26 protein-coding genes and 1 tRNA gene are annotated in these 25,555 nt (G+C 72.8%); 10 read left to right on the top strand and 17 right to left on the bottom strand.

All coding sequences use genetic code 11. The annotated features are described in order from the left end of the window. Positions 1-63 precede the first annotated feature (63 nt). Positions 64-873: a cobalt-precorrin-6A reductase gene (locus tag OHT52_RS15315; RefSeq protein ID WP_328720700.1), complete on the bottom strand. Its 810-nt coding sequence runs from the start codon at positions 871-873 to the stop codon at positions 64-66. 14 nt (positions 874-887) lie between these two features. On the opposite strand from OHT52_RS15315, the gene OHT52_RS15310 reads away from it, so the two are divergent. Next, complete coding sequence (locus OHT52_RS15310; RefSeq protein ID WP_328720699.1) at positions 888-2,006, top strand: cobalt-precorrin-5B (C(1))-methyltransferase; 1,119 nt, start codon at positions 888-890, stop codon at positions 2,004-2,006. Positions 2,007-2,024: 18 nt separating this feature from the next. Here the strand turns inward: OHT52_RS15310 and cobM are convergent, their stop codons facing one another. Next, complete coding sequence (cobM, locus tag OHT52_RS15305; RefSeq protein ID WP_328720698.1) at positions 2,025-2,774, bottom strand: precorrin-4 C(11)-methyltransferase; 750 nt, start codon at positions 2,772-2,774, stop codon at positions 2,025-2,027. Beyond that, complete coding sequence (gene cbiE, locus OHT52_RS15300) at positions 2,771-3,994, bottom strand: precorrin-6y C5,15-methyltransferase (decarboxylating) subunit CbiE (protein ID WP_328723753.1); 1,224 nt, start codon at positions 3,992-3,994, stop codon at positions 2,771-2,773. Before cbiE ends, cobM begins: the two co-directional genes overlap by 4 nt. 264 nt (positions 3,995-4,258) lie before the next feature. Here cbiE and OHT52_RS15295 point away from each other — a divergent pair, with 264 nt between their 5' ends. The 5 genes from OHT52_RS15295 to OHT52_RS15275 all read left to right on the top strand — a co-directional run bounded on the left by OHT52_RS15295 (position 4,259) and on the right by OHT52_RS15275 (position 8,410). Beyond that, on the top strand, positions 4,259-4,690 hold the full coding sequence (locus tag OHT52_RS15295; protein WP_328720697.1) for a YciI family protein: 432 nt from the start codon (positions 4,259-4,261) through the stop codon (positions 4,688-4,690). Between the two features lie 69 nt (positions 4,691-4,759). Next, positions 4,760-5,482 carry an HhH-GPD-type base excision DNA repair protein gene (locus OHT52_RS15290; RefSeq protein ID WP_328720696.1) on the top strand — a complete coding sequence of 241 codons (723 nt, stop codon included), beginning with the start codon at positions 4,760-4,762 and terminating at the stop codon, positions 5,480-5,482. Next, positions 5,479-7,023 carry a M28 family peptidase gene (locus OHT52_RS15285; protein ID WP_328720695.1) on the top strand — a complete coding sequence of 515 codons (1,545 nt, stop codon included), beginning with the start codon at positions 5,479-5,481 and terminating at the stop codon, positions 7,021-7,023. The genes OHT52_RS15290 and OHT52_RS15285 overlap by 4 nt, the downstream gene beginning before the upstream one ends. Before the next feature lie 310 nt (positions 7,024-7,333). After that, positions 7,334-7,630, top strand: a complete 297-nt coding sequence (locus OHT52_RS15280; RefSeq protein WP_266706381.1) for a type II toxin-antitoxin system VapB family antitoxin — start codon at positions 7,334-7,336, stop codon at positions 7,628-7,630. Between the two features lie 180 nt (positions 7,631-7,810). Then, on the top strand, positions 7,811-8,410 hold the full coding sequence (locus OHT52_RS15275; protein WP_328723752.1) for a LytR C-terminal domain-containing protein: 600 nt from the start codon (positions 7,811-7,813) through the stop codon (positions 8,408-8,410). A 188-nt stretch (positions 8,411-8,598) separates the two neighbouring features. On the opposite strand, the gene upp is transcribed toward OHT52_RS15275, so the two are convergent. After that, entirely contained in the window at positions 8,599-9,234 is a 636-nt protein-coding gene (gene upp / locus OHT52_RS15270) for a uracil phosphoribosyltransferase (protein WP_328720694.1), read from the bottom strand. 150 nt (positions 9,235-9,384) lie between these two features. On the opposite strand from upp, the gene OHT52_RS15265 reads away from it, so the two are divergent. The 4 genes from OHT52_RS15265 (at position 9,385) to OHT52_RS15250 (ending at position 11,097) form a co-directional block, all read left to right on the top strand. Beyond that, on the top strand, positions 9,385-9,639 hold the full coding sequence (locus OHT52_RS15265; RefSeq protein ID WP_328720693.1) for a hypothetical protein: 255 nt from the start codon (positions 9,385-9,387) through the stop codon (positions 9,637-9,639). A gap of 217 nt (positions 9,640-9,856) precedes the next feature. After that, complete coding sequence (locus OHT52_RS15260; protein WP_328720692.1) at positions 9,857-10,426, top strand: tRNA adenosine deaminase-associated protein; 570 nt, start codon at positions 9,857-9,859, stop codon at positions 10,424-10,426. 111 nt (positions 10,427-10,537) lie between these two features. Then, positions 10,538-10,981: a tRNA adenosine(34) deaminase TadA gene (gene tadA, locus OHT52_RS15255; RefSeq protein ID WP_328723750.1), complete on the top strand. Its 444-nt coding sequence runs from the start codon at positions 10,538-10,540 to the stop codon at positions 10,979-10,981. 31 nt (positions 10,982-11,012) lie between these two features. Beyond that, a tRNA-Ser gene (locus tag OHT52_RS15250) sits at positions 11,013-11,097 on the top strand. A gap of 139 nt (positions 11,098-11,236) precedes the next feature. Here the strand turns inward: OHT52_RS15250 and OHT52_RS15245 are convergent. The 13 genes from OHT52_RS15245 to OHT52_RS15185 form a co-directional block, all read right to left on the bottom strand. Beyond that, the gene (locus OHT52_RS15245) at positions 11,237-12,715 is read right to left on the bottom strand and encodes an aldehyde dehydrogenase family protein (protein ID WP_328720691.1); all 1,479 of its coding nucleotides are present in this window, start codon (positions 12,713-12,715) and stop codon (positions 11,237-11,239) included. A 24-nt stretch (positions 12,716-12,739) separates the two neighbouring features. Continuing rightward, entirely contained in the window at positions 12,740-13,633 is an 894-nt protein-coding gene (locus tag OHT52_RS15240; RefSeq protein WP_328720690.1) for an isocitrate lyase/phosphoenolpyruvate mutase family protein, read from the bottom strand. 80 nt (positions 13,634-13,713) lie between these two features. Continuing rightward, positions 13,714-14,298: a thiamine pyrophosphate-dependent enzyme gene (locus OHT52_RS15235; RefSeq protein WP_328720689.1), complete on the bottom strand. Its 585-nt coding sequence runs from the start codon at positions 14,296-14,298 to the stop codon at positions 13,714-13,716. Next, a complete protein-coding gene (locus tag OHT52_RS15230) occupies positions 14,298-14,822 on the bottom strand; it encodes a thiamine pyrophosphate-binding protein (protein ID WP_328720688.1) in 525 nt (174 codons plus the stop codon). Before OHT52_RS15230 ends, OHT52_RS15235 begins: the two co-directional genes overlap by 1 nt. Before the next feature lie 22 nt (positions 14,823-14,844). Next, complete coding sequence (locus tag OHT52_RS15225; protein WP_328720687.1) at positions 14,845-16,167, bottom strand: ATP-grasp domain-containing protein; 1,323 nt, start codon at positions 16,165-16,167, stop codon at positions 14,845-14,847. Next, entirely contained in the window at positions 16,164-17,201 is a 1,038-nt protein-coding gene (locus OHT52_RS15220; protein WP_328720686.1) for a hypothetical protein, read from the bottom strand. Before OHT52_RS15220 ends, OHT52_RS15225 begins: the two co-directional genes overlap by 4 nt. Before the next feature lie 50 nt (positions 17,202-17,251). Continuing rightward, complete coding sequence (locus OHT52_RS15215) at positions 17,252-18,109, bottom strand: TauD/TfdA family dioxygenase (protein ID WP_328720685.1); 858 nt, start codon at positions 18,107-18,109, stop codon at positions 17,252-17,254. A 45-nt stretch (positions 18,110-18,154) separates the two neighbouring features. Further along, complete coding sequence (locus OHT52_RS15210; RefSeq protein ID WP_328720684.1) at positions 18,155-18,556, bottom strand: hypothetical protein; 402 nt, start codon at positions 18,554-18,556, stop codon at positions 18,155-18,157. After that, entirely contained in the window at positions 18,553-19,908 is a 1,356-nt protein-coding gene (locus OHT52_RS15205; protein WP_328720683.1) for a cation:proton antiporter, read from the bottom strand. The genes OHT52_RS15210 and OHT52_RS15205 overlap by 4 nt, the downstream gene beginning before the upstream one ends. Beyond that, positions 19,901-21,202: a sulfate adenylyltransferase subunit 1 gene (locus tag OHT52_RS15200; protein WP_328720682.1), complete on the bottom strand. Its 1,302-nt coding sequence runs from the start codon at positions 21,200-21,202 to the stop codon at positions 19,901-19,903. The genes OHT52_RS15205 and OHT52_RS15200 overlap by 8 nt, the downstream gene beginning before the upstream one ends. Then, positions 21,203-22,123: a sulfate adenylyltransferase subunit CysD gene (gene cysD / locus OHT52_RS15195; RefSeq protein ID WP_328720681.1), complete on the bottom strand. Its 921-nt coding sequence runs from the start codon at positions 22,121-22,123 to the stop codon at positions 21,203-21,205. Positions 22,124-22,214: 91 nt separating this feature from the next. After that, positions 22,215-24,245 (bottom strand): inositol monophosphatase family protein, encoded by a 2,031-nt coding sequence (locus tag OHT52_RS15190; RefSeq protein ID WP_328720680.1) that lies wholly within the window; start codon positions 24,243-24,245, stop codon positions 22,215-22,217. Then, the gene (locus OHT52_RS15185) at positions 24,211-25,479 is read right to left on the bottom strand and encodes an MFS transporter (protein WP_328720679.1); all 1,269 of its coding nucleotides are present in this window, start codon (positions 25,477-25,479) and stop codon (positions 24,211-24,213) included. The genes OHT52_RS15190 and OHT52_RS15185 overlap by 35 nt, the downstream gene beginning before the upstream one ends. Positions 25,480-25,555: the final 76 nt, after the last annotated feature.

Here is a 25,555-nt window from a genome sequence, read left to right as displayed (position 1 = left end):
CGGCCTGGGGCGAACGGCCTGGACTGCGTGGGCGGGACGGGCGGACTGGGCGAGGGCGCCGGATCACCCGCCCAGGCGGGCGTCGAGCCAGGCCAGGGCCTCGGCCGGGGTCGAGACCACCTGCACCCCCTCGGGGACCGGCGGCCTCTCCACGACCACCACCGGAATCCCGGCCTCCCGGGCGGCGGCCAGCTTCGGCGCGGTGGCCGCCCCGCCGCTGTCCTTGGTGACCAGCACGTCGACGCGGTGGAGCCGCAGCAGCTCCCGTTCGCCCTCGAAGGTGAACGGCCCCCGGTCGAGCAGCACCTCCATCCGCGCCGGGTACGGCTGTTGCGGCGCGTCCACCGACCGCATCAGGAACCAGAGCTCGTCCAGGCCCGCGAAGGCCGACAGCCCCGTCCGCCCGGTGGTGAGGAAGACCCGCTCGCCCAGCGACGGCAGCAGGGCCGCGGCCTCCTCCAGAGAGCCGGCCGGGTGCCAGTCGTCGCCCCGGCCGGCCACCCAGCCGGGTCGGCGGAGCGCCAGCAGGGGAACATGGGCCGAGGCGGCGGCGCGGGCCGCGTGGAAACTGATCGTTCCGGCGAAAGGATGGGTGGCGTCGATGAGAGCGTCCACCCGGTGCTCCCGCAGCCAGGCGGCGAGCCCCTCCGTGCCGCCGAAGCCGCCGACGCGGACTTCGCCCGGCGGCAGCACCGGCCGGGCGACCCGTCCGGCGAGCGAACTCGTCACCAGCGGCGGTCTCCGGCCCCCGGACGGGACTTCGACGGCCAGCGCCTCCGCCAGCCGGCGGGCTTCGGTCGTCCCGCCGAGTACGAGGACGTGCGCCGGGGAGACGGGCTCGTCCGGCATGTCGGGCAGTGGTATCGGCACCATCGAGGGGACCTTCCATGAGCGGTGAGGCGAAGGGCGGGCGCGAGGCCCAACTCAAACACACCGGCCTGCGCCCCGGTTGGACCACCGGTGCCTGTGCGACGGCGGCGACCACCGCCGCGTACACCGCGCTGCTGACGGGGGAGTTCCCCGACCCGGTGACGATCACCCTGCCGAAGGGCCGGACCCCCGCGTTCGCACTCGCCGTGGAGTCGCTGGCGGACGGCGCCGCGACCGCCGGGGTGGTCAAGGACGCGGGCGACGATCCGGACGTGACCCACGGGGCGCTGGTCAGGGCGACCGTGCGGGCGCTGCCGCCGGGCTCGGGCGTGGTGTTCCGGGCGGGCCCGGGTGTCGGCACGGTGACCCTCCCCGGCCTGCCGCTGGACGTCGGTGAACCGGCCATCAACCCGGTGCCCCGGCAGCTGATGCGCGAGCACGTGGCCCGGGTCGCGGGGGAGCACGGCGGCACGGGAGACGTGGAGATCACCGTCTCCGTGGACGACGGCGAGGAGATCGCACGTTTCACGTGGAACGGTCGCCTCGGCATCCTCGGCGGGCTCTCCGTCCTCGGCACCACCGGGGTCGTCGTGCCGTACTCCTGCTCCGCCTGGATCGACTCGATCCGGCGCGGGGTGGACGTGGCGCTGGCCGCCGGGCAGACCCATGTGGCCGGGTGCACCGGCTCGACCTCGGAGAAGACGGTCGTCGCGGAGTACGGCCTGCCGGAGATCGCCCTGCTGGACATGGGCGACTTCGCGGGGGCCGTGCTCAAGTACGTACGCCGCCATCCGGTCCCCCGGCTCACCGTCTGCGGCGGCTTCGCCAAGCTGTCCAAGCTCGCCGCCGGCCACATGGACCTGCACTCGGCGCGCTCCCAGGTGGACAAGGGGTTCCTCGCCGAGCTGGCCCGGCGGGGCGGGGCGGACGAGGCGCTGGCCGAAGCGGTGGCGACCGCCAACACCGGGCTCGCCGCACTCCAGGCGTGCGCGGCGGCCGGGGTCCCGCTCGGCGACCTGGTGGCGGTCGCCGCCCGGGACCAGGCGCTGGAGGTGCTGCGCGGGGCGCCGGTCGCGGTGGACGTGATCTGTGTCGACCGGGCCGGGACGGTGGTCGGGCGCAGCGCGGTCCGCTGAGCACGCGAACGTCCTCGCTCAGCAGGTGTGGCGGTCGCGCTCCGGGGAGTAGAGGTGGCTGTCGCGGAACTGCTCCGCGCCCAGGGTGCGCCCGACCAGGATGACCGCCGTACGGATCACCCCGGCGTCCTCCACCTGGCCCGCGATGGTCTCCAGGGTGCCCCGCAGCACGATCTCGTCGGGGCGGGAGGCCATGGCCACCACGGCGGCCGGGCAGTCGGCCCCGTAGTGCGGCAGCAGTTCCTCCACCACCCGGTCCGCGTACCGCGCGGCCAGGTGGAGCACCAGCAGGGCGCCGCTGCGGCCGAGGGTGGCGAGGTCCTCGCCCGGGGGCATGGCGGTGGCCCGCTGGGCGATCCGGGTCAGGATGACCGTCTGACCGACCGTCGGTACGGTCAGCTCCCGCTTGAGCGCCGCGGCTGCGGCGGCGAACGCGGGCACCCCGGGCACCACTTCGTAACGAACCCCGGCGTCGTCGAGCCGCTTCATCTGCTCGTTGACCGCGCTGAAGACGGACGGGTCGCCGGAGTGCAGACGGGCGACGTCGTGGCCCGCCGCGTGGGCGCGGACCAGTTCGGCGGTGATCTGGTCGATGTCCAGGCCCTGGGTGTCGACCAGCCGGGCGTCCGGCGGGCAGTCGGCGAGCAGTTCGCGGGGCACCAGGCTGCCCGCGTAGAGGCAGACCGGGCTGGCGGCGAGGAGGCGGGCGCCGCGGACCGTGATCAGGTCGGCCGCGCCGGGTCCCGCGCCGATGAAGTACACGGTCATGAGGTCTCTCCCGGGGAGTCGTGGGGCTTGCGGACGGACCACTGGGTGACGGGCATCGCCTGGCGCCAGCCGGTGAACCCGCCCACCGGGACGGCGTGGGACACAGCGAGGCGGACGAGTTCACCGCCGTGGCGCCGGTAGCGGTCGGCGAGCAGCGCCTCGGACTCCAGCGTGACGGTGTTGGCGACCAGCCGTCCCCCGGCGGGCAGCGCGTCCCAGCAGGCGTCGAGCAGCCCGGGGGCGGTCAGCCCGCCGCCGACGAAGACGGCGTCCGGCACCGGCAGCCCGGCGAGCGCCCGCGGGGCACGGCCGGGGACCACGCGCAGTCCGGGCACCCCGAGCCGGTCTGCGTTGCGGCCGATCCGGGCGGCGCGCGCCTCGTCGCGTTCGACGGTGACCGCGCGGCAGGACGGGTGGGCGCGCATCCACTCGACGGCGATCGAGCCGGAGCCGCCGCCGATGTCCCAGAGCAGCTCGCCGGGCGCGGGCGCCAGCGCGGCGAGGGTGGCGGCGCGGACATGGCGCTTGGTGAGCTGCCCGTCGTGCTCGTACGCGGTGTCGGGCAGCCCGGGTACGAGGCCGAGGCGGAGCGCCTCGGGGGTGGCGCGGCACTGGACGGCGACGAGGTTCAGCGGGTCGCCCGCCGGGCGGTCCCAGCCCTCGGCGGTGCCGTCGTGGCGGGCCTCGGCCGGGGAGCCGAGCTGTTCGAGAACGGTGAGCCGGCTCGGGCCGAAGCCGTGCGCGGTGAGCAGCGCGGCGACCGTCGCGGGGGTGGTGGCGTCGGCGCTCAGCACCAGCAGCCGGCGGCCGTCGTGCAGGGCGGCGAGCAGCCGGGCGGCGGGGCGGCCCACCAGGGTGACGGTCTCGGTGTCCTCGGCGGGCCACCCGAGACGGGCGCAGGCGTACGCCACCGAGGACGGGTGCGGCAGCACGTGCACCGCACCGGCGCCCAGCTCCTCGGTGAGCGCGCGGCCGATCCCGTAGAACATCGGGTCGCCGCTGGCCAGCACGGCGATCCGGCTGCCCCGGTGGGCGGCGAGCAGACCCGCGACGGCGGGGCGCAGCGGCGAGGGCCACGCCACCCGCGGGCCCGCGCAGACGGCGGGCAGCAGTCCGAGCTGGCGTCCGCCGCCGATCAGCACCTCGGCCTCCAGCAGGGCGGTACGGGCCGGTTCCGCCAGGCCCGCCCAGCCGTCCGCTCCGATGCCCACGACGGTCACCGGGGGCGGCGGGGGCCCGGCCGGCGGGAGAGCGGGTGATGCGGGCGGAGCGGTGGGCACGGCCGGACCTCGGTGTTCGGGGCGTCGGGTTCTCGGGACGGGGCAGACGCTGCCGCACTCTACTGTCCGGCCCCCGGGCGACGACCGGCCGGGCCCGCCGGGACCGCTCGCGCGGGCGCGCCGTCCGGTGTCCGATGGAGGAAGGAAGCGGCCCCGGACTCCCGGAGCGGGCCGCCCGGAGCGGCACGACGGAGGTGCAGGCGTATGAGGTTCCTGGTGATGGTGCAGGGTTCGCAGGCCGACTACGACGCGATGTCCGGCAGGGGGTCCGCCGAGGGCGGCCCGGCGTGGAGCGAACAGGACCAGAAGGCGATGTTCGCGCACATGGAAGCCCTCAACAAGGACCTGGAGGCCTCGGGCGAGATGCTCTACTGCGACGGCCTCACCGCCCCCGACGAGACCCGCTTCGTCACGGCGAGCGCGAACGGCGGACCCCCGGTCGTCGCCGACGCCCCGTACGACCGGACGCAGGTGCTGCTCGCCGGGTACTGGGTGCTGGACTGCGCGGGCCTGGAGCGGGCCACCGAGATCGCCGCCCGGGTCGTCGCCTGTCCGCAGCCCGAGGGCGCCCCGTACCGGCCGGTGGCGATCCGCCCGATCGGTCAGGCGCCGGAGGAGGACCTGGCACCCGCGTGACCCGACGGCCCGCGCCGAGGGCCGGCTCAGGAGTCGCCGATGCCCGTGTCCGCCGCCACCATCGGCAGTATGACCACGAGCAGGAAGAACGCCGGGGAGTCCGGCGAGAACGGCGTCCCCGGCCTCCGGATCGCGCAGCGGCCGGAAGCGGACGAGCTGCTGGCCCGCAGCCCGCTGGCCGCCCTGGTCGGCATGCTGCTCGACCAGCAGGTCCCCATGGAGTGGGCCTTCACCGGTCCGCACTCGCTGGCCCTGCGGATGGGAGCGGAGGACCTGGACGCCCGGGAGATCGCCGCCCACTCCCCCGAGGCGTTCACCGCGCTCTTCACCGGCAAACCGGCCCTGCACCGCTACCCCGGCTCCATGGCGACGCGGGTGCAGCAGCTGTGCCGGTTCCTGGTGGCGGAGTACGACGGTGACGCGGGCGCGGTGTGGGCCGGCGCCTCCTCCGGTACGGAGCTGCTGGCCCGGCTGAACGCGCTTCCCGGCTTCGGCACCCAGAAGGCGCAGATCTTCCTGGCCCTGCTGGGCAAACGGTTCGGCGTCCGGCCGCCCGGGTGGCGGGAGGCGGCGGGGGCGTACGGGGAAGAGGGCGGGCACCGCTCGGTCGCCGACATCACCGGCCCCGAGTCGCTCGCCGAGGTCCGCGCGTTCAAGCAGCAGGCGAAGGCGGAAGCGAAGACGGCCGCGGCGGCGAAGAAGGAAGCGTCCGCGAAGAAGGCGGCACCGGCGAGGAAGCCCGCACCCTCCAAGAAGGCAGCACGGAGCACCACCTCCCGGACCGCGAGGTGAGGGCCGCCGCCCGCCGCCGCGCGCTGCCGCTCGTCGCCGCGGCCGCGCTGCTCCCCCCGCTGCTGCTGGGCGCGGCGGCCCCGCCGCCCTCCGCCGGCCCCGACCCGGCCCGGGAGGCCGCCGAGCTCTCCCGGGAACTCGTCGAGGCCTCCTCCGCCACCGGCGCCTACCGGCACCTGCGTCGTTTCCAGGAGGCGGCCGACGCGGCGGGCGGAAACCGGGCGGCCGGATCGGCGGGCCACGACGCCTCGGCCGCGTACGTCCTCCAACGGCTGCGCCGGGCCGGCTACGAGGCCCGGTACGAGTCCTTCCCCTTCACGTACGCCGAGACGCTCGCCGAGAAACTGGCGGTGGTCACCCCGGAGCCCCGGGACGCCGAGGTCGAGGCGATGACGTACACCGCGTCGACCGAGGAGGGCGGGCTGACGGCCGACCTGGTCCGGGTGCCGGTGGACGGCACGACCGGCTGCGAGGCCGCCGACTACGCGGAGACCGGGGTCACCGGGCGGATCGCGCTGATCGCCCGGGGCGGCTGCTCCTTCCTCCAGAAGCAGACGGCCGCGGCCGGGGCGGGTGCGGCCGCAGCGCTGATCTCCAACAACCTGGACGGCAAGCTCACCGGCACCCTCGGCGACCCCGCGGCCGTCCGCATCCCCACCGGTGGCGTCTCCCGCACCGAGGGCGACGCGCTCGCCGCCGCGCTCGACGAGGGCAGCGTCACCGTCACCCTCGAACTCCGCGAGCGCCAGGAGAAGCGCACCACCCGCAACGTCGTCGCCCAGGCCCCGGGCGGCGACCCCGCGCACACCGTGATGCTCGGCGCGCACCTGGACTCGGTCTCCGAGGGGCCGGGCATCAACGACAACGGCTCCGGCTCCGCCGGGCTCCTCGAAGTCGCCCTGCGGCTCGCGGCGACGCACCGCACCCCGGCGAACGCCGTCCGGTTCGCCTGGTGGTCGGCCGAGGAGAACGGGCTCGTCGGCTCGGACGCGTACGTCGCCACACTGACCGCCGCCCAGCGCCAACAGATCGCCCTCTACCTCAACTTCGACATGATCGCCTCCCCCAACGGCGTGCAGTTCGTCTTCGACGGCGACGATTCCGAGGCGTCCGGCTCGGGCCCAGGACCGGCCGGCTCCGCCCAACTGGAGCGCGGGATCACCGAGTTCCTGGACCGCCGGAAGACCCCGTACGAGAGTTCCGACTTCACCGGCCGGTCCGACTACGGTCCGTTCATCGAGGCCGGCATCCCGGCGGGTGGTACGGACACCGGGGCCGAGGGGATCAAGTCCGCCACCCAGGCAGGGACGTTCGGCGGCAAGGAGGGCGTCGCGTACGACCCCTGCTACCACGCGGCCTGCGACACCCTCGACAACATCGACCGGGCCGCGTTCGAGACCAACATCGACGTGATCGCGAACGCGGTCGGCACCTGGTCCCAGGATCTGCGCCCGCTCACCGGCGCGGCCCCCGCGACGGCCGGCACGGACCGGCACGGAAGCGGACGGCTGCGCACCGGACACGGTCGTGACGCAGCGTGAGGAACGCCCGCGCGGACTCCGGTGGGTACCCCACGACGGGGGGCGCGCACCGTGTTTCCGCGCCCTTGTCCGCTCCCGGGGCCCGGGACCGCTCCCGTTCACCCCGACACCACCCACCGGCCCTCCACCGGTCGACGAGTCCGGTCGAACTCTCCCCCGTTTCCGGGGTGTCGGCGTGATGTACGCCCTCCCACACATGCTTCCGCGACGGATCACCCTTCCGTTTTCAGGGGGTTCGCTCTCTTTCGACCGGCATCATGCCCCCCTTCCCCGGCTGCGCACGGTGGTTGTTCCCCGGTAGGCTTTCCGTGTGATCTTCAAGCGCATCGGAAATGGGCGGCCATACCCCGACCACGGCCGGGAAAGCACCCGCCAGTGGGCCGACGTCGCGCCGCGTCCGGTTCGCCTCGACCAGCTCGTGACCACCAAGGGCGAACTGGACCTCGAAACGCTCCTCGCCGAGGACTCCACCTTCTACGGCGACCTCTTCGCGCACGTCGTGAAGTGGCAGGGCGATCTCTACCTGGAGGACGGGCTGCACCGCGCCGTCCGCGCCGCGCTCCAGCAGCGCCAGGTGCTCCACGCCCGCGTGCTCGAACTCGGCTGACGGCACCTCGCCCGCGCGCGGCTCCGGACGCCTCCTTACCACCACCGCGCCCCGGACTCCGGGTTCTCGGGCCTTTCGGGTGTTTTCCCGCGCATGCGGGTGCCATCGGTTGATCATTTAGTACGCATCATCGGCGGCCCGCACTACGCTGCGCACATGAGCATGCTCACTCCCCCCGGCATGGGCGGAAAGTACCGCATCACGGGCAACGCCTATCCCCGGATGCGCCGCCCTCGCCGCCGCCGCAGGCTCGCCCTCGCCGCCGCCGCCACCCTCGTGGCCCTCGGACTGGCCGGCTGGGGCACGCTGCAGCTCATCGACGTCTACTCGGGCGGCGACACCAAGGCGCAGGCGGCCGGCCACGAACGGGAGTGCGCGGTCGTACCGAAGCAGGCAGTGGCCGTGCAGGCGCTGCCCGCGCCGAACCGGATCACGGTCAACGTCTACAACGCGACCCCGCGCAGCGGCCTCGCCAAGTCCGCGGCCGACGAGCTGAAGAAGCGCGGGTTCACCATCGGCGAGGTGGGCAACGCCCCTGCCGCGTACGACAAGAAGGTCCCCGGCACCGGCTTGCTGCTCGGTCCGCCGACCGCCGCCGACAGCGCGTTCCCGGTCCTCGAGACCCAGCTGCCGGGCACCGCCCGGAAGACCGAGGCCCGCGAGAACGCGGAGGTGGACCTGATCCTGGGCACGCGGTTCACCGCGTTCTCCACCCCGCAGGCCGCCGCGGCGGCCATGTCCGCGCTGACGAAGCCGGCGCCCGCCCCCTCCGGCTGCTGAGTCGCGGGCGGGGTGCTGCCGCCGGCGCGGCTCCGCACCCGCCCGGACACGACGACGGCCGGTCACCCCACCTGTGACCGGCCGTCGCGCATGTCCTTGAGGAACCTTCCAGGGCCCTTCCAGGGCGCGTGTCGAAAAGCGGCGCCGTCCGCCCGGTCGCCGGACGGGCGGGGCTATCGCAACACGCTTCAGCCGGCCGTGCCGTACATCCGGTCGCCCGCGTCGCCCAGCCCCGGCACGATGTAGCCGTGCTCGTTGAGCCGCTCGTCGACCGAGGCGGTGACGACGGTGACGGGGGCGCCCGCCAGCTCGCGCTCCATGACCTCGACGCCTTCCGGAGCCGCGAGCAGCACGACGGCGGTGACGTCGTCGGCGCCCCGCTTGATGAGCTCGCGGATCGCGGCGACGAGCGTCCCGCCGGTCGCCAGCATCGGGTCGAGGACGTAGACCTGACGGCCGGAGAGGTCCTCCGGCATCCGGGTCGCGTACGTCTCCGCCTGGAGCGTCTCCTCGTTGCGGATCATGCCGAGGAAGCCGACCTCCGCCGTCGGCAGCAGCCGCACCATGCCGTCCAGCATGCCGAGACCGGCGCGCAGGATCGGTACGACGAGGGGCCGGGGGTACGAGAGCTTCACGCCCGCCGTCCGCGAGACCGGGGTCTCGATGTCGACCAGCTCGGTACGCACGTCCCGCGTCGCCTCGTAGGCGAGCAGGGTGACCAGCTCGTCGGCGAGCCGGCGGAAGGTCGGGGAGTCGGTGCGCTTGTCGCGCAGGGTGGTGAGTTTGTGCGCCACCAGAGGGTGGTCGACGACGTGGATCCGCATGCCGTCAACCCTAACGGCCTCCCGCGCGCCACGAGCTTGATCCCGGCGGTGACGGGTGCCGTCCGCATCCGTCCGTACGTCAGCACTGGCATCATCCACTCGTTCGGGGGGAAGGTGAGGCATACGGACCAGCCTTGGGGTGGTGTGCGGATGCCTGACCGGGAGCGGAAGCGGGACGAGCCCGCGACGCGGGGACGGATCGAACCACGCGACGTGCCGGGCGAGCGCGACGCGCCGACCGGTACGGAGCACACGCAGGAGAGTGACGCGTCCCGCCGCCGTCGCCGGGCGCAGTTCCTCCGCGAGCTGCACGAAGCGAAGCAGCTGCGGGACCGCGTCCAGCCGCGCCGGGCCCGCGCGGCCCGTATGCGCCAACAGATGCGGATGCGCACCTTCCGCTGGTGACAGGGGCTCCGACGGGCGCGTTCGTCCCTGCCCGAGTGCTCCGGAGCGGCTTCCGCCGACCGGGCCTTCCGGGAACTGATGGCCGACGCAACGTCCGAAGAGGTCTCGCTCGGCCGATGTTTCTGCCACGATGCCGATTGGGCGGGGCTCAGCGCAGTCGGACAATCGTCTGCCCTCCCGTCGGACCGATTCACCTCTGACCAGTGGGAGTGTCACGGTGTACTTCGCCGCACTGCTCGCGCGCACCGAAGACGGGTGGAAAGCGAGCGATACGGAGCTCGACGATGTGGAGGCCCTGTCCGATCTGACGGACCTGGCCCGGGACGCCTCGGTGGACGAGGACACGGTCCTCGTCTACATCGAGCAGGAGGACGCGTGGTTCGGCGTCGTCCGCGTGGACGGTGAGGAGGACCCGCGTATCTACGTCTCGGACGCGTCCGCCGCCGCCCGGTCCTCGTACGGGGAGATCCTGCTCACCGACGAACTGCTCGGCCGCGAACCTGGGGCCGAGGACGAGATCGCCGCTCTGGAGGAACTCGTCGGCCTCGACGGTACCGAGGACGACGATCCGGAGTTCGGCCACGAGAACGGCGCGACCGCCCCGCCCGCCGGGGCCGCCGACCAGGACGACGACCCCGAGGCCGTGCCCGTCGGGCCGATCGGGGACGCCTCGATCCTCGCCGACCTCGGCCTCTCCGAGCGGGCGCTGCTGACGCTGCGGACCGACGCGCTGACGGAGATCGCCGACGCGCTGGGAGCGGACGAAGTGCTGGAGAGCGTCCGCTAAGGTCCGCGGGTGACCGCGCGCCCCCCCGAAGAACCCCCGCCCCCGTCCTCCCCCACCCCTCTTCTCGCGTCCTTCGCCACCGATCCCGTACGGGACCCGTGGCGGGCCCCGATGCGCCACGCCCTGGACGAGGCGGCGCAGGCGGCGCTGGCCGGTGATGTTCCGGTCGGTGCCGTGGTCCTGGGACCGGACGGATCGACGATCGCCACGGGCCGCAACGAGCGCGAGGCGACCGGTGATCCGACCGCGCACGCCGAGATCCTCGCCGTCCGTGGAGCCGCCGCCGCCCTCGGGAGGTGGCGGCTCACCGGTTGCACGCTGGTGGTCACCCTGGAGCCCTGCACGATGTGTGCGGGCGCGCTGGTGCAGTCGCGCGTGGACCGGGTCGTCTACGGCGCGCGCGACGAGAAGGCCGGGGCCGCCGGCTCGCTCTTCGACGTGGTGCGCGACCGGCGCCTCAACCACCGCCCCGAGGTGATCCACGGGGTCCTGGAGGAGGAGTGTTCGGCGCAGCTCACGGCGTTCTTCCGGGCGCTGCAGCGATCTGATTTCTGATCCCGGGCCACGATGGTCTAAGCTCTCTCTCGGTAGCGTGTCCGAGCGGCCGAAGGAGCTCGCCTCGAAAGCGAGTGTGGGGAAACTCACCGAGGGTTCAAATCCCTCCGCTACCGCCGAAAACACCCCTCTGACCGTGGAAACACGGTCAGAGGGGTGTTGTGCGTCACGGGGGCACCGCGCCCGCCGGGCACGGTCCACGCGCGCCCGGCAGAGCGGTGACCGGCGGATCAGTGGGCGATGCGAGGCCGCGGATCAGTAGGCGATGCAGGCCGTGCGCCACTCCGTGTAGAAGTCCCACACCTGGGGCGAGCACTCCGCCGGGCCGTACTGGGACTCCTTGGCGCCGATGTGGGGCATGTGCGGATACGCCCCGACGCCCGGCCGGTTGACGTGGAGCATCCCCGCGTCGATGCGGTCCAAGGCCTCCAGGGCCAGTGAGGTGTCGCTGGTGAAGACCGCCGCCGCCATGCCGTACCGCACGGAGTTCACGATCCGCAGGCCGTCGTCGAGGCCCTCGCACTCGATCACCGAGAGCACCGGACCGAAGATCTCCTCCTGGGCGATGCGGCTCTCCGGCCGCACGCCGTCCAAGACCGTCGGGGCCATGTAGTAGCCGTCCGGTACGCCCTCGGTCAGCCGCCCGCCGCCGGTCACCGCCACGGCGCCGTCCGCCAGAGCCTGACGGGTCCCCTCCAGGCAGGCCAGCAGCCGGTCGGCGCTGACCACCGGCCCGAGCCGGGCCTCCGCGTCGAGGCCGTTGCCCACCCGCAGGGCGGCCGCACGCTCCACGAGCCGGCGCACCAGTCCCTCCCGGACGGCGCGGTCCACCACGACTCGGCTGGTGGCGGAGCAACGCTGCCCGGCCTGCCCGAACGCGCCGGCCACGATCGCGTCGGCCGCGAGGTCGAGATCGGCGTCGGCGAGCACCAGCGCGGCGTTCTTGCCCCCCATCTCCAGCTGGGTGCGCAGGAACCGGGGTGCGCCGGCGGTGTGGATGGCCCGCCCCACCTCCACCGAGCCGGTGAACGAGATACCGGCCACGGCGGGGTCCTTCACCAGCGCCTCTCCCACCTCGCGCCCGCCGTGCACCAGGTTGAGCACCCCTCCCACCGCCCCGGCGGCCTCGAAGCACTCCACGAGGAGTGCCGCCGTGAGCGGAGTGAGGGGGGAGGGCTTGAGAACGGCGGTGCACCCCGAGACCAGCGCGGGGGCGATCTTCCACGCCGGGATCGCCAGCGGGAAGTTCCAGGGCGTGACCAGGCCGACGACCCCGATGGGGACCCGCCGGGTCAGCGCCAGCGTGCGCGGGTCGTCGGCGGGGAGGGTGGCGCCGCCGAGCCGACGCCCCTCCGCGGCCGTGTATTCGAGGAGCGCGACCGTGCGGTCCACCTCGCCGAGCGCCTCCCGCAGGAGCTTGCCCTGCTCGCGGGTGATCGCCTCGGCGAACCGCTCCCTGCGCTCGGCGACGAGGCGGGCGGCCCTCATCACCGTCTCGCCGCGCCGGACGGAGCCGAGCGCCCGCCAGGCCGGCAGCGCACCGGCGGCGGCCGTGATGGCCGCCCGCACGTCGGCGTCGCCGGATTCCGGACTCCGGCTGACGACGTCCGCGAGGTCACCGGGGCTGCGGTTCTCCTGCACGCGGCCCGACTCGGCGTCGCACCACCGGTCCGCGACGAGATTGCGTACGTCGACGACGGTCCGGCCACCGTCGGTTCGGCGAGACTCCATCATGATCCTTCCCTGAGGGGGTCCGACTCAGCCGATGGCGGAGTACGTGGCGGTCAGCTCGTCGTGCCGCTTCTGGCGGGAGAGCAGCTCGTCCACGTTCTGGAGGGCGAAGACGTCCTTCAGCGAGGCGATGGAACCCTCCACCGCGTAGGTCGTACCGGCTTCGCTGATCTGCGCGAGGACGTCGCGCATCGCGCTGATGGACGCGCGCAGACCCTGGTTGGCGTAGATCACTCCACCGAAGCCGTGCTCGCCCAGCTCGGTCGCGGTGACCTGCGGGTAGGTGGTGGGCACGACGATGACGGGCAGCACGCCCCGGTAGGCGTCGCGGAAGGCGTACACCTCGTCGGCGTTGGCGATCTTGGAGTGGATCAGCAGCGCGTCGGCGCCGGCCGCCTCGTAGACGGCCGCGCGGCGCAGCGCCTCCTCCAGTCCGGCACCCGCGATGAAGGCCTCGATCCGGGCCACCACCACGAAGTCCTCGTCGGTGCGGGCTTCCTTCGCCGCGGTGATCTTCGCCGCGAAGTCACCGATCGGGGCCAGGTCCTGGTTGCCCTCGACGAAGCTGTTCATCTTGGGGAACTGCTTGTCCTCGATGCAGACGCCGGCGAGGCCCCGGGCCTCGTAGGAGCGCACCATGTGAGCGACGTTGCCGACACCGCCGAAGCCGGAGTCGCAGTCGGCCAGCACCGGGACGTCCACCGCGCCGGCTATCTCGGCGGCGGCTTCCAGGCACTCCGCCATGGACAGGATGTTGGCGTCCGGCAGGGCGCGGGCCGCCGAGATCTCCAGGCCGCTCGCCCAGATCGCCTCGAAGCCGGCTTCCTCGCCGAGCTTCGCGGTCAGCGCGCTGTGGGCGCCCATGAAGCGGGCGATGGTGGAACCGTTGAGCGCGTCACGCAGAACACGGGTCTTGGACATGGAGGTTCTCCTCGGGAAAGTGACGGGTTGGAGTATGAGCTGGTGGGCCGGGGCGTGAAGTGGCCCGGGAAAGCGGGGAGTCAGTTGACCGGCCGGTTCGCCGCCGTACGCACCCGCTCGACGATCTCCTGCGGCGTGTGCGTCACCCGGCGGCCGGGGCCGTCCGTACGCGGACCGGTGAGCGCGTGCAACAGGGCGGGACCTTCGGTCAGTTCGGCCGCACGGAGTTCGGCGGCCGTCTCGACGCGGACGGCGCTGCGGTAACCCGCCGCCAGTGCCAGCGCGACGAAGTCGGAGCGCTGCACGGTGGACTGCCCCCCGGTGCTCTCGTGCATGCCGTTGTCCACGACCACGTGCAGCAGCCGGGTACCGGAGGCGGCCACCAGCGGAAGCACGCTGAGGTTCATCAGCAGCGAACCGTCGCCGTCCAGGGCGATCACGGTGCGTTCCGGGCGGGCCAGCGCGAGGCCGAGAGCGACCGGCGCCGACATGCCCATCGATCCCACCAGGTAGAAGTTCTCCGGCCGGTCCGCCGCGTTGAACAGCTCGCGGCTGGTGAACCCGCAGGTGGAGACGATCAGAGCGTCCGGGTGACGGACGAGCATCTCCCGGACCACCTCGGAGAGACTCAGCTCGAAGGCAGGGGCGAGCAGCGGTGCGGGCATCAGATGCCTTCCCGGACGATGAGCACGCCGCAGCGCTGCTCCTTGTCCATCTGGTCGATCGCGGTGGAGACGGAACCGGCCGGGTCCGCGGGGTCGAGGACGGTGTGGGGCAGCCGGAACAGGTCGAGCAGCCGCAGCAGTTCGGCGCCGATCACGTCGTGCTCGACGGCGTCGTTGCCGTCGTGGCCCCGCCAGCTGACGATCAGCAGCACCGGTACGTCGTAGATGAGGTTGAACGAGGTGATGACGTTCAGGCAGTAGCCGAGGCCGGAGTTCTGCATGAGGACCACGGCCCGCTCGCCCGCGACGACCGCTCCGGAGGCGATGCCGACGGCACTGTCCTCACGCGGCGCGGGCACGTAGCGGAGACCGGCGAGCCGGGCGTCGTCGCCCGGCTCCTCGAGAAGCCGGAACGCGCCGTTGAGCAGGCTGCACGGAACACCCGTGGCGAGGGTGTACCCGTGGTCCACCAGGCTGTGCAGCAGGTCGCGGGCGGTGGTGGAGCCCACGGTGGTGGTGTGCATGTTGGCCTTCCGTCGGATCGGGTCAGTGGATCGAGGCGGTGAAGGGGACAGCGGCGCCGTCGTCGAGCGCCACGAACTCGGCCCGGTAGGCGGCCGTCACCCGTTCCGCGGCGGCCAGGCAGGACCGCACGTCGTCACCGGTCACCAGGAACGTCAGGACGTTGTAGGGCCGATCGGGATGCAGCTCGGCACCGGGAGCGAAACGCGTCTTGCAGAACACCAGCTCCGGGAAGGCGGCGAGCAGCTCCTCGCGGGGCGTCTGGCGCACCAGTTTCACCGCCCGCGCGGGTGGCGGGACCGCGCGGTTCAGCGCGTACCGGACGCTTCGGTAGTCGCCCTCCGCGGGGCGGCCGAGCGCGAGGCGCATGACGTCCGCCTCGACGTCCGTCCCGCTGCTCGCCCGGAGCAGGTGGCCCATCGGGCCGCCCAGCCGTGCGTTGAGCTCGATGCAGGCCGGCCCGTCCGGGGTGAGCTTGAGTTCCAGGTGGGTGGCGCCCCAGCGGATGCCCAGGGCCTCGATGATCCGGCCCGCGTGTTCGAGCACCTCGCTCTGCCGGTCCGCGGGCAGGGAGGTGGGCACCACGCCGCCGGTCTCCACGAACCCGTGCAGCGGAAGCTTGTCGGTGATCCCCACGTGCCTGACGCGGCCGTCCTCGACCAGCGATTCGACGCTGACGTAGTCGCCGAAGCCGGTGCGCCCGTACCACTCGTCGCCGACCAGGAGCTGCTCCAGGACGAACAGGGGCTCGGGGTCGAACAGCGGGGACGTCCGGTAGGCCGCGAGGGCCTCGTCCAGCCGGTCCCGCAGCTCCTCCTCGTCGTGGACCTTGCTCACCAGGAAGCTGGCGGCCCCGTGCACCGGCTTGAGGACGGCGGGGAACCCCACCTCGGCGACCGCCGCCGGTACGTCCGACTCGTCCGCGATCGCGTGGAAGCGGACCGTCTCGACACCGGCCGACCGCAGCCGGCGCCGCTGGGCGAGCTTCGACTGGGCGGTCCGGACCGTCTCCGGCGGGTTGCCGGGCAGGCCGAGGCGCTGCTGCGCCTCCGCCTGCACCACGATGAGCGGCTCACCGAAGGTGGCGACCCCGTGGACCGGCCGGCGGCGGTCGAGGTCCACCAGCAGGCCGGGGACGGCCAGGTGATCACCGGTGGTCAGCCACTCGCCGTCGAAGGACTCGCTCCACTGCGCGCGGAGCCGGTCGACGGCGGCACCGGCGGGAGCGCTCCCGTACCAGACCACGCTGAGCTCGGAGGTGACCCCCACCGCCGCCCGCAGCGCGGTGTCCGGGGAGATGCCTCCGGCTCCGAGCAGCAGGACCAGGTGGGAACCGGTGTCGCTCATCGGGCGCCCGCTTCGGCCGGTACGGGCAGCAGCACTTCGCGGACCAGGCGCTCCATGTCCTGTTCGTCGTGCGGGTCGACGAGCTGGACGCCCATGCCCCGCCCCACCCGCTCCCGGGCGGCCATCACGTTGCGGTGCGGTACGCCGTGCACCGGTGGGATGGTGATGCCGTTCTGGGTCAGCCAGGTGTCCGCGCCGAGCGAGGCCATCGTGTCGGAGGGTACGAGGACCAGGGCGCGGGCCGCGTCGACCAGACCGGCGTCGCGCAGGATGTCCGGAATCCCCGCGCCCCACAGGTCGCCGCCGAGCTCGGCGACGACCAGCTCCGCACCCTCCTCGGCCAGTCGGCCCACGAGGTGGCGGGCGGCGCCCACCACCGCCTCGGCCGAGTGCCCGTAGGTGGTGGCCAGACCCGCGTCGACGAAGTCCGCCGCGCAGTGCGCGCCGGCGTCCGCGAGGGTGAGCAGGTCGCGCAGCCGGCCGGTACCCGCCAGCTTGGTGACGCCCACCCGCATGCCGTGCCGGGTGGCCAGGTGGTTGACCAGGGCGGCGGCGAAGGTGGTCTTGCCCACCTCGGCGGCGGTGCCTCCGACGAACACCACGGGGATGCCGGTCACCGTGGGCGCGGAGCGCCTCTCCAGGCGCACCACCCGGCCGTCCGCGTCGGCGGCGAGCCCGACCAGCTCCAGGGCGGTGGCCGTGCCGAGGGAGGCCGGGGAGGACGCGGCGATGCCGATGACGCCCCCGACCGCCATCAGGTCGGCCGGCGCTCCCGCCCGGACGGGGAGGCCGCTCTCCGGCAGACCGCCGTAGATCGACGTGGTGGAGTGGCGGTCGCCCAGCACGCCGACGAGTTCGTCCCCGACGCGGATGCGGACGTCCCGCCCGTGGATGTTCTCCACCGCCTTGTAGGCGCCGACCCGCACGACGCGGGCGATGACCAGATCGCCCGCCCGGCCGGTGCCTTCGACGGAGGTAAGCCGCTCCGGGAGCGCCTGCGCTCCACGCGTACAACTCGCGATGACTCTGCTCATGTCCCGTTCCGTTGAGAAGATGTGATGGGTCGAGGTCGAGAGGGCCGCGGCTACTGGATGTTGACGCTCCAGATGGTCCGCGGATTCACCGACTGGACTCCGTCGGCGTCCGTGCGCGCGGCCACCACCTCCTGCCGGCCGTGCCCGTAGCGGTCGTTGTCCAGGACCACGACGTCGCCGGCCGCCATGACGTACACCCGCTGGACCGCGGGGTCGTTGGCGGTCTCCTGGAAGCGGGTGACCGCCTCGAACCAGCGCTCGCCGCCCTTGACCGACTCGGCGGCCTTCCGCAGCCGGCCGATGTCCTGGGGCAGGCGGGCCGCGACGTCGTCCGGGACAGCGGTGCGGCGCGGGGTGCCCGGTACGTAGAGGAAGGGCAGCTCGGAGGGGTCCTCGTCCAGGTGCGACGCGGGGAAGCTCATGGCGTGCCCGGTGAGCAGCCGCAGGTCCTCGGCCCAGTGCCGGGGGAAGCGCACGCGCAGCTCGGCGAGCACGTCGCCCCACCGCACGATCAGCGACTCGCCGTTGTGGCCGGCCCCGAAGTCCTGCCAGCCCGGGTCGGCCATCAGCATGGCCAGGTGCAGCGGGCGGCGCCGGGCGAAGGACCGGCCGGAGTGCATCGGCAGCGAACCGGCCTTCTCCTGGACCCGCTCGGCGCCCTCGGACTGCGGCGCACGGCACCGTACGGTGTTGATCGCCGGATGCAGCCCGTACGCCGCCTTGGTCGATCCGGCGGCGTAGTTCGGGCACAGCTCGCCGAGGTGCTCCAGGAGTCCGGTGTACTGCTCGACGTCGAGCGGGAAGTTCCGCAGGTAGGCGAGCCGGTGGTCGGCCACCGAGGTGACGGTGGCCGTCTCGATCTCCGCCGGGGAGAGCCCGGCGCAGTCGATGGCGATGTCTTCGAACATGGTGACAACTCCCTGGGGTGAGAACCGCGTCGGAGCGCGGGACGGTCAGTCGGTCCGGACCAGAGCGTGCTCGGTCAGCAGAGCGAGGAGCGCGTCGGCGGACGGTGCCGGGGCGTCCGGCCCGGCCGCGGGTGTCTCCAGGAACGTGGTGCCCGCCCGCAGATGGCGGGCCCTGACGTGCTCCCGGTCCGCCGGCTGCCCGGCGGGGGCCACGACCAGGGCGAGGATTCCGTGGCGGGCGAGGATCTCGGCCACCAGGCCGATCCGTTCGGCGGCGGCCTTCGGAGTCTCGCCGGGAACGGCCGCGGTCGTGGGGGTGAGCACCTCCACGCGGCGGCGGTGGCCGTCGAGCAGCCGTCGGGTGAGTTCGCCGACGGTGGCCTCACCGACACCGTCGAGCCAGAGGGTGGCTCCCGGCAGGCAGGTGCAGAAGGGAAGGGCGGTCATACGGCACCCGCTTCGACCGGGTCGGGGCGCCTCGCGCCGACGGATGGGACGGGAGGGTCGGCGCGGAGCAGCAGCCCCCGCTTGATGGCGCTCTCCAGCCAGGTGCCGGCCATCAGCGAGGTGACGATCGCGGTGAGCACCAGCGTGGTGAAGAGGGTCGCGTTCACGATGCCCGCGTCGTACGACAGCGTCGCCAGCACGATGCCCGGTCCGCCGCGCGCGTTCATCGCCACGGCGAGGTTCACCGAGTCGGTGGGCGCGCGGCCCGCCCAGCGCGCACCCGCGTACACGCTGGCGGCCTTGACCACACAGGCGAAGGCGATGAACAGCAGCGTGTACAGGGGGGCGAAGGAGTGGACGAGGTCGAGTTTCAGGCCGACGACGGCGAAGTACACCGGAATGAAGAACCCGGTCGCGAAGCCCTGGATGGCCTTCTCCGGCTCGTCCCCCGCTGCTTTCGGGGGACGTCCCCAGCCCGTCATCAGCCCGACGACGAACGCTCCGTACATGGGGGTGATCCCGAGGAAGAGGCAGCCCCCCGCGGCGGCGAGGACCATGGCGAGGCGGACCGCCACCCGGCTCGTGGGGCGGTCGTCGCCGGCGGCCCGCGGTCTCCGGGCGAGGAGCCGCCGTACGAGGATGCTCACGGCAGCCACCACGCCGAAGAAGGCGAGCGAGACCAGTGCGTGGTAGGCGGCGGCCCCGTATCCGGAGCCGACGCCGAGCAGCGAAGCGGCCCCGAACGTGTCGTGCTTGCCGCTGTTGACCATGCCGAGCGCCACCGCGATGACCACGTTCAGGACGACGTCCTCCAGGACCGCGACGGAGAGCACCACCCGGGCGAAGGCCGTGTCGGTGATGCCGAGGTCGAGCATGATCCGGGAGATCACCGGGATGCTGGTGATGGCCACGGCGCAGGCGATGACCAGGGTCAGCGCGGTCTTGTCGGCCGCCGGTCCCATCGCGCCGGACAGGTCGACCACCTGGACCAGGAGCAGCCCGAAGCCGAACGGGATCACCATGCCGACCACGGCGATGAGCCCCACCGCCCGGCTGTCCTGCCGGGAGAAGACCGTCCGCATCTGGATGCCGGCGAGGAACATCAGCAGCAGCGTGCCGAGTTGGTAGACGAGGGTCAGCCCGGCCGAGGCCGGTCCGGTCTTCGGGAACAGCCAGGCCTGCGCCTCGGGGGTGATCAGCCCGAACAGCGAGGGCCCGAAGAGGAGACCGCCGAGGATCTCGCCGATCACGGGGGGCTGGCGCAGCCGGCCGAAGAGCCGTCCCATGAAGTGGGCGGCCACCAGCAGTACCAGCAGGGAGACGAGCAGTCTGAAGAGATCGATGTCAGGCACGGCGAGCCTCGCTTTCGATGAAGGGTCCGGCCATGCCCGCGCCGCGCGTCGTCCCGTCGGCCGGATCGATCAGCAGGAAGGAGCCCGTGGTCCTGTTGTCGCGGTAGTCGTCCAGGGCCAGTGGTTCGGCGGTGCGCAGCAGCACCCGGCCCAGGTCGTTCACGTGCAGGCCGTCGTCGCCGGGGCACCGGTCGAGGGTGTCGATGTCGATCCGGTGCGGGATCTCCCTGACCACCGCGCGCACCGTGCGCGTGGTGTGCTTGACCAGCACCCTGTCCCCCGCCCGCAGCGGCTTCTCGTGGAGGTGACACACGGTCGCGTCGACGTCCTGGCCGAGCCGTGGCGGCGCCCCGGCCACGATGAGGTCGCCCCGCGAGATGTCCAGGTCCTCGGCCAGGCGCAGGGTGACCGACTGTCCGGCCCGTGCGGCGTCCGAGGCGGTGCCCAGGACGTCGACGCCCGCGACGGTGGCGCTCAGACCGGACGGCAGTACGGTCACCCCGTCGCCCACCCGCAGCACTCCGGACGCCAACTGGCCCGCGTAGCCGCGGTAGTCGAGGTACGCGCCCTGCTGCGGGCGGATCACGTACTGCACCGGGAACCTGGCCGGGTCGTCGGCCGGGTCCCCGTCGGTCCGGACGGTCTCCAGGTGCTCCAGCAGAGTCGGGCCCGCGTACCAGTCCATGTGCGCGGACGGCTCCACCACGTTGTCGCCGGCCAGCGCGGACATCGGCACCGCGACGATCGCGCGGACCCCGAGCCTTTCGGCGTACGCGGTGAACTCCGCCTCGACGGAGGCGAAGACGGACTCGTCGTAGCCGACCAGGTCCATCTTGTTGACGGCGAGCACCATGTGCGGGACGCGCAGGAGGGCCGCGACGGCGGCGTGCCGGCGGGTCTGCGCGACCACGCCGTTGCGGGCGTCGACGAGGACGACGGCGAGGTCGGCGGTGGAGGCGCCGGTCACCATGTTCCGGGTGTACTGCACGTGCCCCGGGGTATCGGCCAGGATGAACCGGCGCCGGGGCGTGGCGAAGTACCGGTGGGCCACGTCGATGGTGATGCCCTGCTCGCGCTCGGCGCGCAGGCCGTCGGTGAGCAGCGCCAGGTCGGGCGCATCCTGACCGCGCCGTCGGGAGGCCGCGTCGACGGCTTCCAGCTGGTCGGTGAAGACCGACTTGGAGTCGTGCAGGAGCCGTCCCACCAGGGTGGATTTCCCGTCGTCGACCGATCCGGCGGTCGCGAAGCGCAGCAGCGTGGTTTCCACCGGTCGCCGCGGTGTGGTGGTGGACATTCAGAAGTACCCCTCGCGCTTGCGGTCTTCCATCGCCGCCTCGCTGACCTTGTCGTCGGCGCGGGTGGCGCCTCGTTCGGTGAGGCGGGAGGCGGCGATCTCGGTGATCACCTCGGCGACGGTGGCCGCCTCGGAGTCGACGGCGCCGGTGCAGGACATGTCGCCGACCGTGCGGTAGCGGACCAGCCGGCGCTCCGTGGTCTCGGTCCGGGCGGGGCCGCCCCAGGCCCCGGGGGTCAGCCACATGCCGTCGCGGGCGAACACCTCGCGCTCGTGGGCGAAGTAGATGCCCGGGAGCTCCGTCTTCTCGCGCTCGATGTACTGCCAGACGTCGAGCTCGGTCCAGTTGGAGAGCGGGAAGACCCTGACGTGTTCGCCCGCCGTGTGGCGGCCGTTGTAGAGCCGCCACAGTTCGGGGCGCTGGCGGCGCGGGTCCCAGCCGCCGAACTCGTCGCGCATCGAGAACACCCGCTCCTTGGCCCGGGCCTTCTCCTCGTCGCGCCGCCCGCCGCCGAACACCGCGTCGAAGCGGTTGTTCCCGATGGCGTCGAGGAGCGGCACGGTCTGCAACGGGTTGCGGAGGCCGTCGGGCCGTTCGGTCAGCCGCCCGTCGTCGATGTACTCCTGCACGTGTGCCACGTGCAGGGTCAGTCCGTGCTCCGCCACCACCCGGTCGCGGTACGCGATGACCTCGGGGAAGTTGTGCCCGGTGTCGACGTGCAGCAGGGCGAACGGCACCGGTGCCGGCCAGAAGGCCTTCAGCGCCAGGTGCAGCATCACGATGGAGTCCTTGCCGCCCGAGAAGAGGACGACCGGGCGCTCGAACTCTCCCGCCACCTCACGGAAGATGTGCACCGACTCCGCCTCCAGGGCGTCGAGGTGCGTGAGACCGTTCACGGGGGTGTGCGTCACGGTGGTCACACCCGTCCCTTCTCGGTGAGCGGCGGTCGGGAGACCGGTCCGGCGACCGTGGATCCGCCCGGAGCCGCGGTGGCGGCGGTCCCGCTCCGGTTCACCGCGCCTCCTCCGGCTCCCGCGTTCCCGGCTCCTCCAGCCGGATCGCCTCGAGCAGCGCCGGGGCGTCGGCGACCTGGCAGACCAGCAGGTCGGGCAGGTAGGGGTCGGCCCGGTTGTAGCGCAGCGGGGTGCCGTCCAGGCGGGAGACGTGCAGCCCGGCGGCGAGCGCCACGGCCGCGGGGGCCGCCGAGTCCCACTCGTACTGGCCTCCGGCGTGGATGTACGCCCGCGCCTCGCCGCGGACCACCGCGGCGGTCTTGGCGCCGGCCGATCCCATGCCGATCAGTTCCGAGCCGACCCGGTCGGCGACCTTCGCGAGGAAGGCGGGCGGCCGGGAGCGGCTGCCGAGGATTCCCCGCGTGCGGGCCGCGTCCGGCGGTGCCACACCCCCGTCGGCCGTGGAGTGGGTGATGCCGAGGGCCGGGAGCGCGACGGCTCCCGCCACGAGACGGCCCTCCGCCCACAGGGCCACGTGGACGGCCCAGTCGGTGCGGCCCGTCTCGGAGAACTCCCGGGTGCCGTCCAGCGGGTCGACGATCCACACCCGTTCCGCGGCCAGGCGCGCCGGGTCGGCGACACCTTCTTCGGAGAGCACGGCGTCCTGCGGCCGGTGCCGGGCCAGTTCCGCGGCGAGGAACTCGTGCGAGCGCAGGTCTCCGAGGTCCTTGAGCGCGCGGGGGTCGCCGAAGTTCTCCTCGGTGCGCAGCCCGAGGAGAAGGGCACCGGCCTCCTCGGCGAGCCGGTGGGCCAGCGCGTGGTCGTCGGGTGCGCACCCCGTCGCGTCGTACGCCTCGAAGCGGCCGGTGACGGTCGTGCCCGCGAAGAGCCGGAGCATCCAGCGCTCCATCTCCGCCGGGTCGGTGTGCGCCACGACTCCGGAGAGCGGGAGGTTCTCGGGCCGGTAGGAGTGCTTGCGGGGCGTCCGGACGCCGACGGCCGTCATCCGGTGACTCAGCACCATCGGGTCGTCGAGCAGTCCGTCGGCGACCTCCACGGTGACCTCGGCCCCGCGGTGCACATGGCCGGGGAAGAGGAAGAAGCCGTGGCTCGGTCCGGCGGCCGCCGGACCGACGAACCGGGTGGCCAGCGCGCCCTCGATGTCCGACGCCATGTCCAGGCGGTGCAGGTTGGCGCCGGTACGCAGTTCGGTGGCGCCCACGATGTGCCCGCCGCCGCAGCGCGCCGCCACCTCCATGAAGACCGGCCCGTCCTCGGTCATGATCGCTTCGAGATGGAAGGTGAGCGTCTCGCCGCCCAGGGCGCGTACGCACCGGACCGTCCACTCGGCCAGTTCCGGGTCGTCGAACTGGACCGAGCCGAGCGGTTCGCCGTTCTCGAAGCGCAGCGGCGTCCCCACGTACCGGGACGGCTGCACCACGACGGCCTCGCCCTCGAAGAGGAAGCCGTCGATGTGGCAGATCGGCCCCTCCACGTACTCCTCCAACTCGTAGCGGGTGGCGAACTCGTCGCTCTGACCGCTCTGGGCACGGACGTGCGCGGTGGCCTCCGCGAGGGTCGCGAAGAGCCGCACGCCCTGGCTGCCGCCCTCGTCGCGCGGCTTCACGATGGTCGGGCCCTGCCAGAGCGCCGGGCCGCCGTCGGCGGTGCCGAGGGAGTCGAGGGTGTTCAGGGTGTTCGGGGCGTCGAGCGCCAGGTAGCGCGGCACCCGGACGCCGGCTTCGGCCAGCGTGTGCTTCATCGCGACCTTGTCGCGGAAGTTGCGGGCCGTCCCGGGCCCCATGCCCGGGACGCCGAACTCGGCCCGCAGCTCGGCGGCCGGGGTGATCAGCAGCTCGTGGCGGGCGATGATCCGGTCGTACGGGTCCGACTCCGCCAGCATCGGGCGCAGCTGGTCCGCGACCGGAAGCGCCGGGTCCCAGGCGAACGTCCGGCACCGGATGTGCCCGGGGATGTTGTCGAGGTAGTCCTGGGTCCCGGCGTAGGTGACGTCGTGCGCCGTGTGGTCGATGGCCTGCTCGTAGCCGAGCCTGTCAAACAGATTCTGGTGAAGGACCAGTATCCGCATCGGAGTTCTCCCTGAGGGTGAAGTGGACGACGGCCCAGGCGGCCGCGCCGCACAAGCCCATGAAGACGAAGAGCAGCCCCCGGTCGAAGGAGGCGAGCACCAGGCCGCCCGCGGCAGGGCCCGCCCCGAGGCCGAGGTTGCGCAGGGTCGCGGCGCCGAAGTAGGTGGCGCGCATGGTGGGTGGTGCCAGTTCGTCGACCACCACGCTGACCGTGGGGACCACCAGAACCTCGGCCGCGCTGACCAGCACGATGAGGACGACGAGACCGGTCTTGCTGAACTCCACGAGCGAGAAGAGCAGGCAGACGACCGTGAACACGGCGTTGCCGAGAAGCAGCGTGCGGCGGGGACCGATCCGTTTGGCGATCATGGTGGCCGGCGGCTGCAGGGCGATGACGGCGACGGCGTTCACCGTCAGGAGGACGGAGAAGAAGCGCACTCCGTCGGAGAAGCCCCTGTTGACGATCGCCGAGAGGTTCGAGTCGATCTGGCAGTAGGCCAGGGTGAACAGGATCATCGAGACCGTCAGTCCCCGGAACACCCGGTCGGAGCCGAGCACCTTGATCGCCCCGGTGAAACTGCGCCGCTCCGCCGCCCGGTCCGAGGCACCGAAGCCGGTTCCCCGGGTGAGCCACCAGAAGGCGAGGGCGAAGACGAGGTAGGAGCAGCCCGAGATGACGAAGGCCGCCCGGGCGGACGCGACACCGAGGAAGGCCCCGGCCGGCGGTCCGATGCCGACGGCGAAATTGGTCACCACGTAGCGGTGCCGGAACACCGCGGGCCGGCGCTCCTTGGGGAGGCTGTCGGCCATCAGCACCTGGGTGACCGGCCAGAAGAACGCCGACATGACTCCGTAACAGGCGTTCAGCAGGCCGAACGCGACGGGGAACAGCGCGGCGCCCCGGAACCAGGTCGCCACCGTCCAGAAGAGCAGGAACACCAGGGCGCTCCCGAAGAGCCCGATGAGGAGGACCCGTCGCTTCCCGACCCGGTCGGCGAGCACCCCGCTGAAGAATCCGGCGGTGAGCGACCCGAGCTGGCTTCCGCCGACGATGATGCCGATGACGTACGGCGGGGCGTCGACGTTCTTGCTCAGGTAGATCGTCATGAAAGGTATGCAGAGAAAAGAGACCAGTTTAAGGAAAAAGGTGCTCGCCATGGTGACCGAAACAAGCGGGTTCCGGTACGCGGCGAAATCGCTCTCCGCCTCCCCCTTGTTCGCGTCCACTTCCATGCCATTCCTCTTCCGTGTGTTTCGGCGTAAGGGCGCCGGATACCGAGAACGCCGAAGCGGGCCGGTGGTGACCGGC

It is taken from the genome of Streptomyces sp. NBC_00247 (assembly GCF_036188265.1).
Lineage (GTDB): Bacteria > Actinomycetota > Actinomycetes > Streptomycetales > Streptomycetaceae > Streptomyces.
The sequence above is the reverse complement of the archived record's forward strand: the minus strand, read 5'-3'. Positions and strand labels throughout refer to the sequence as shown.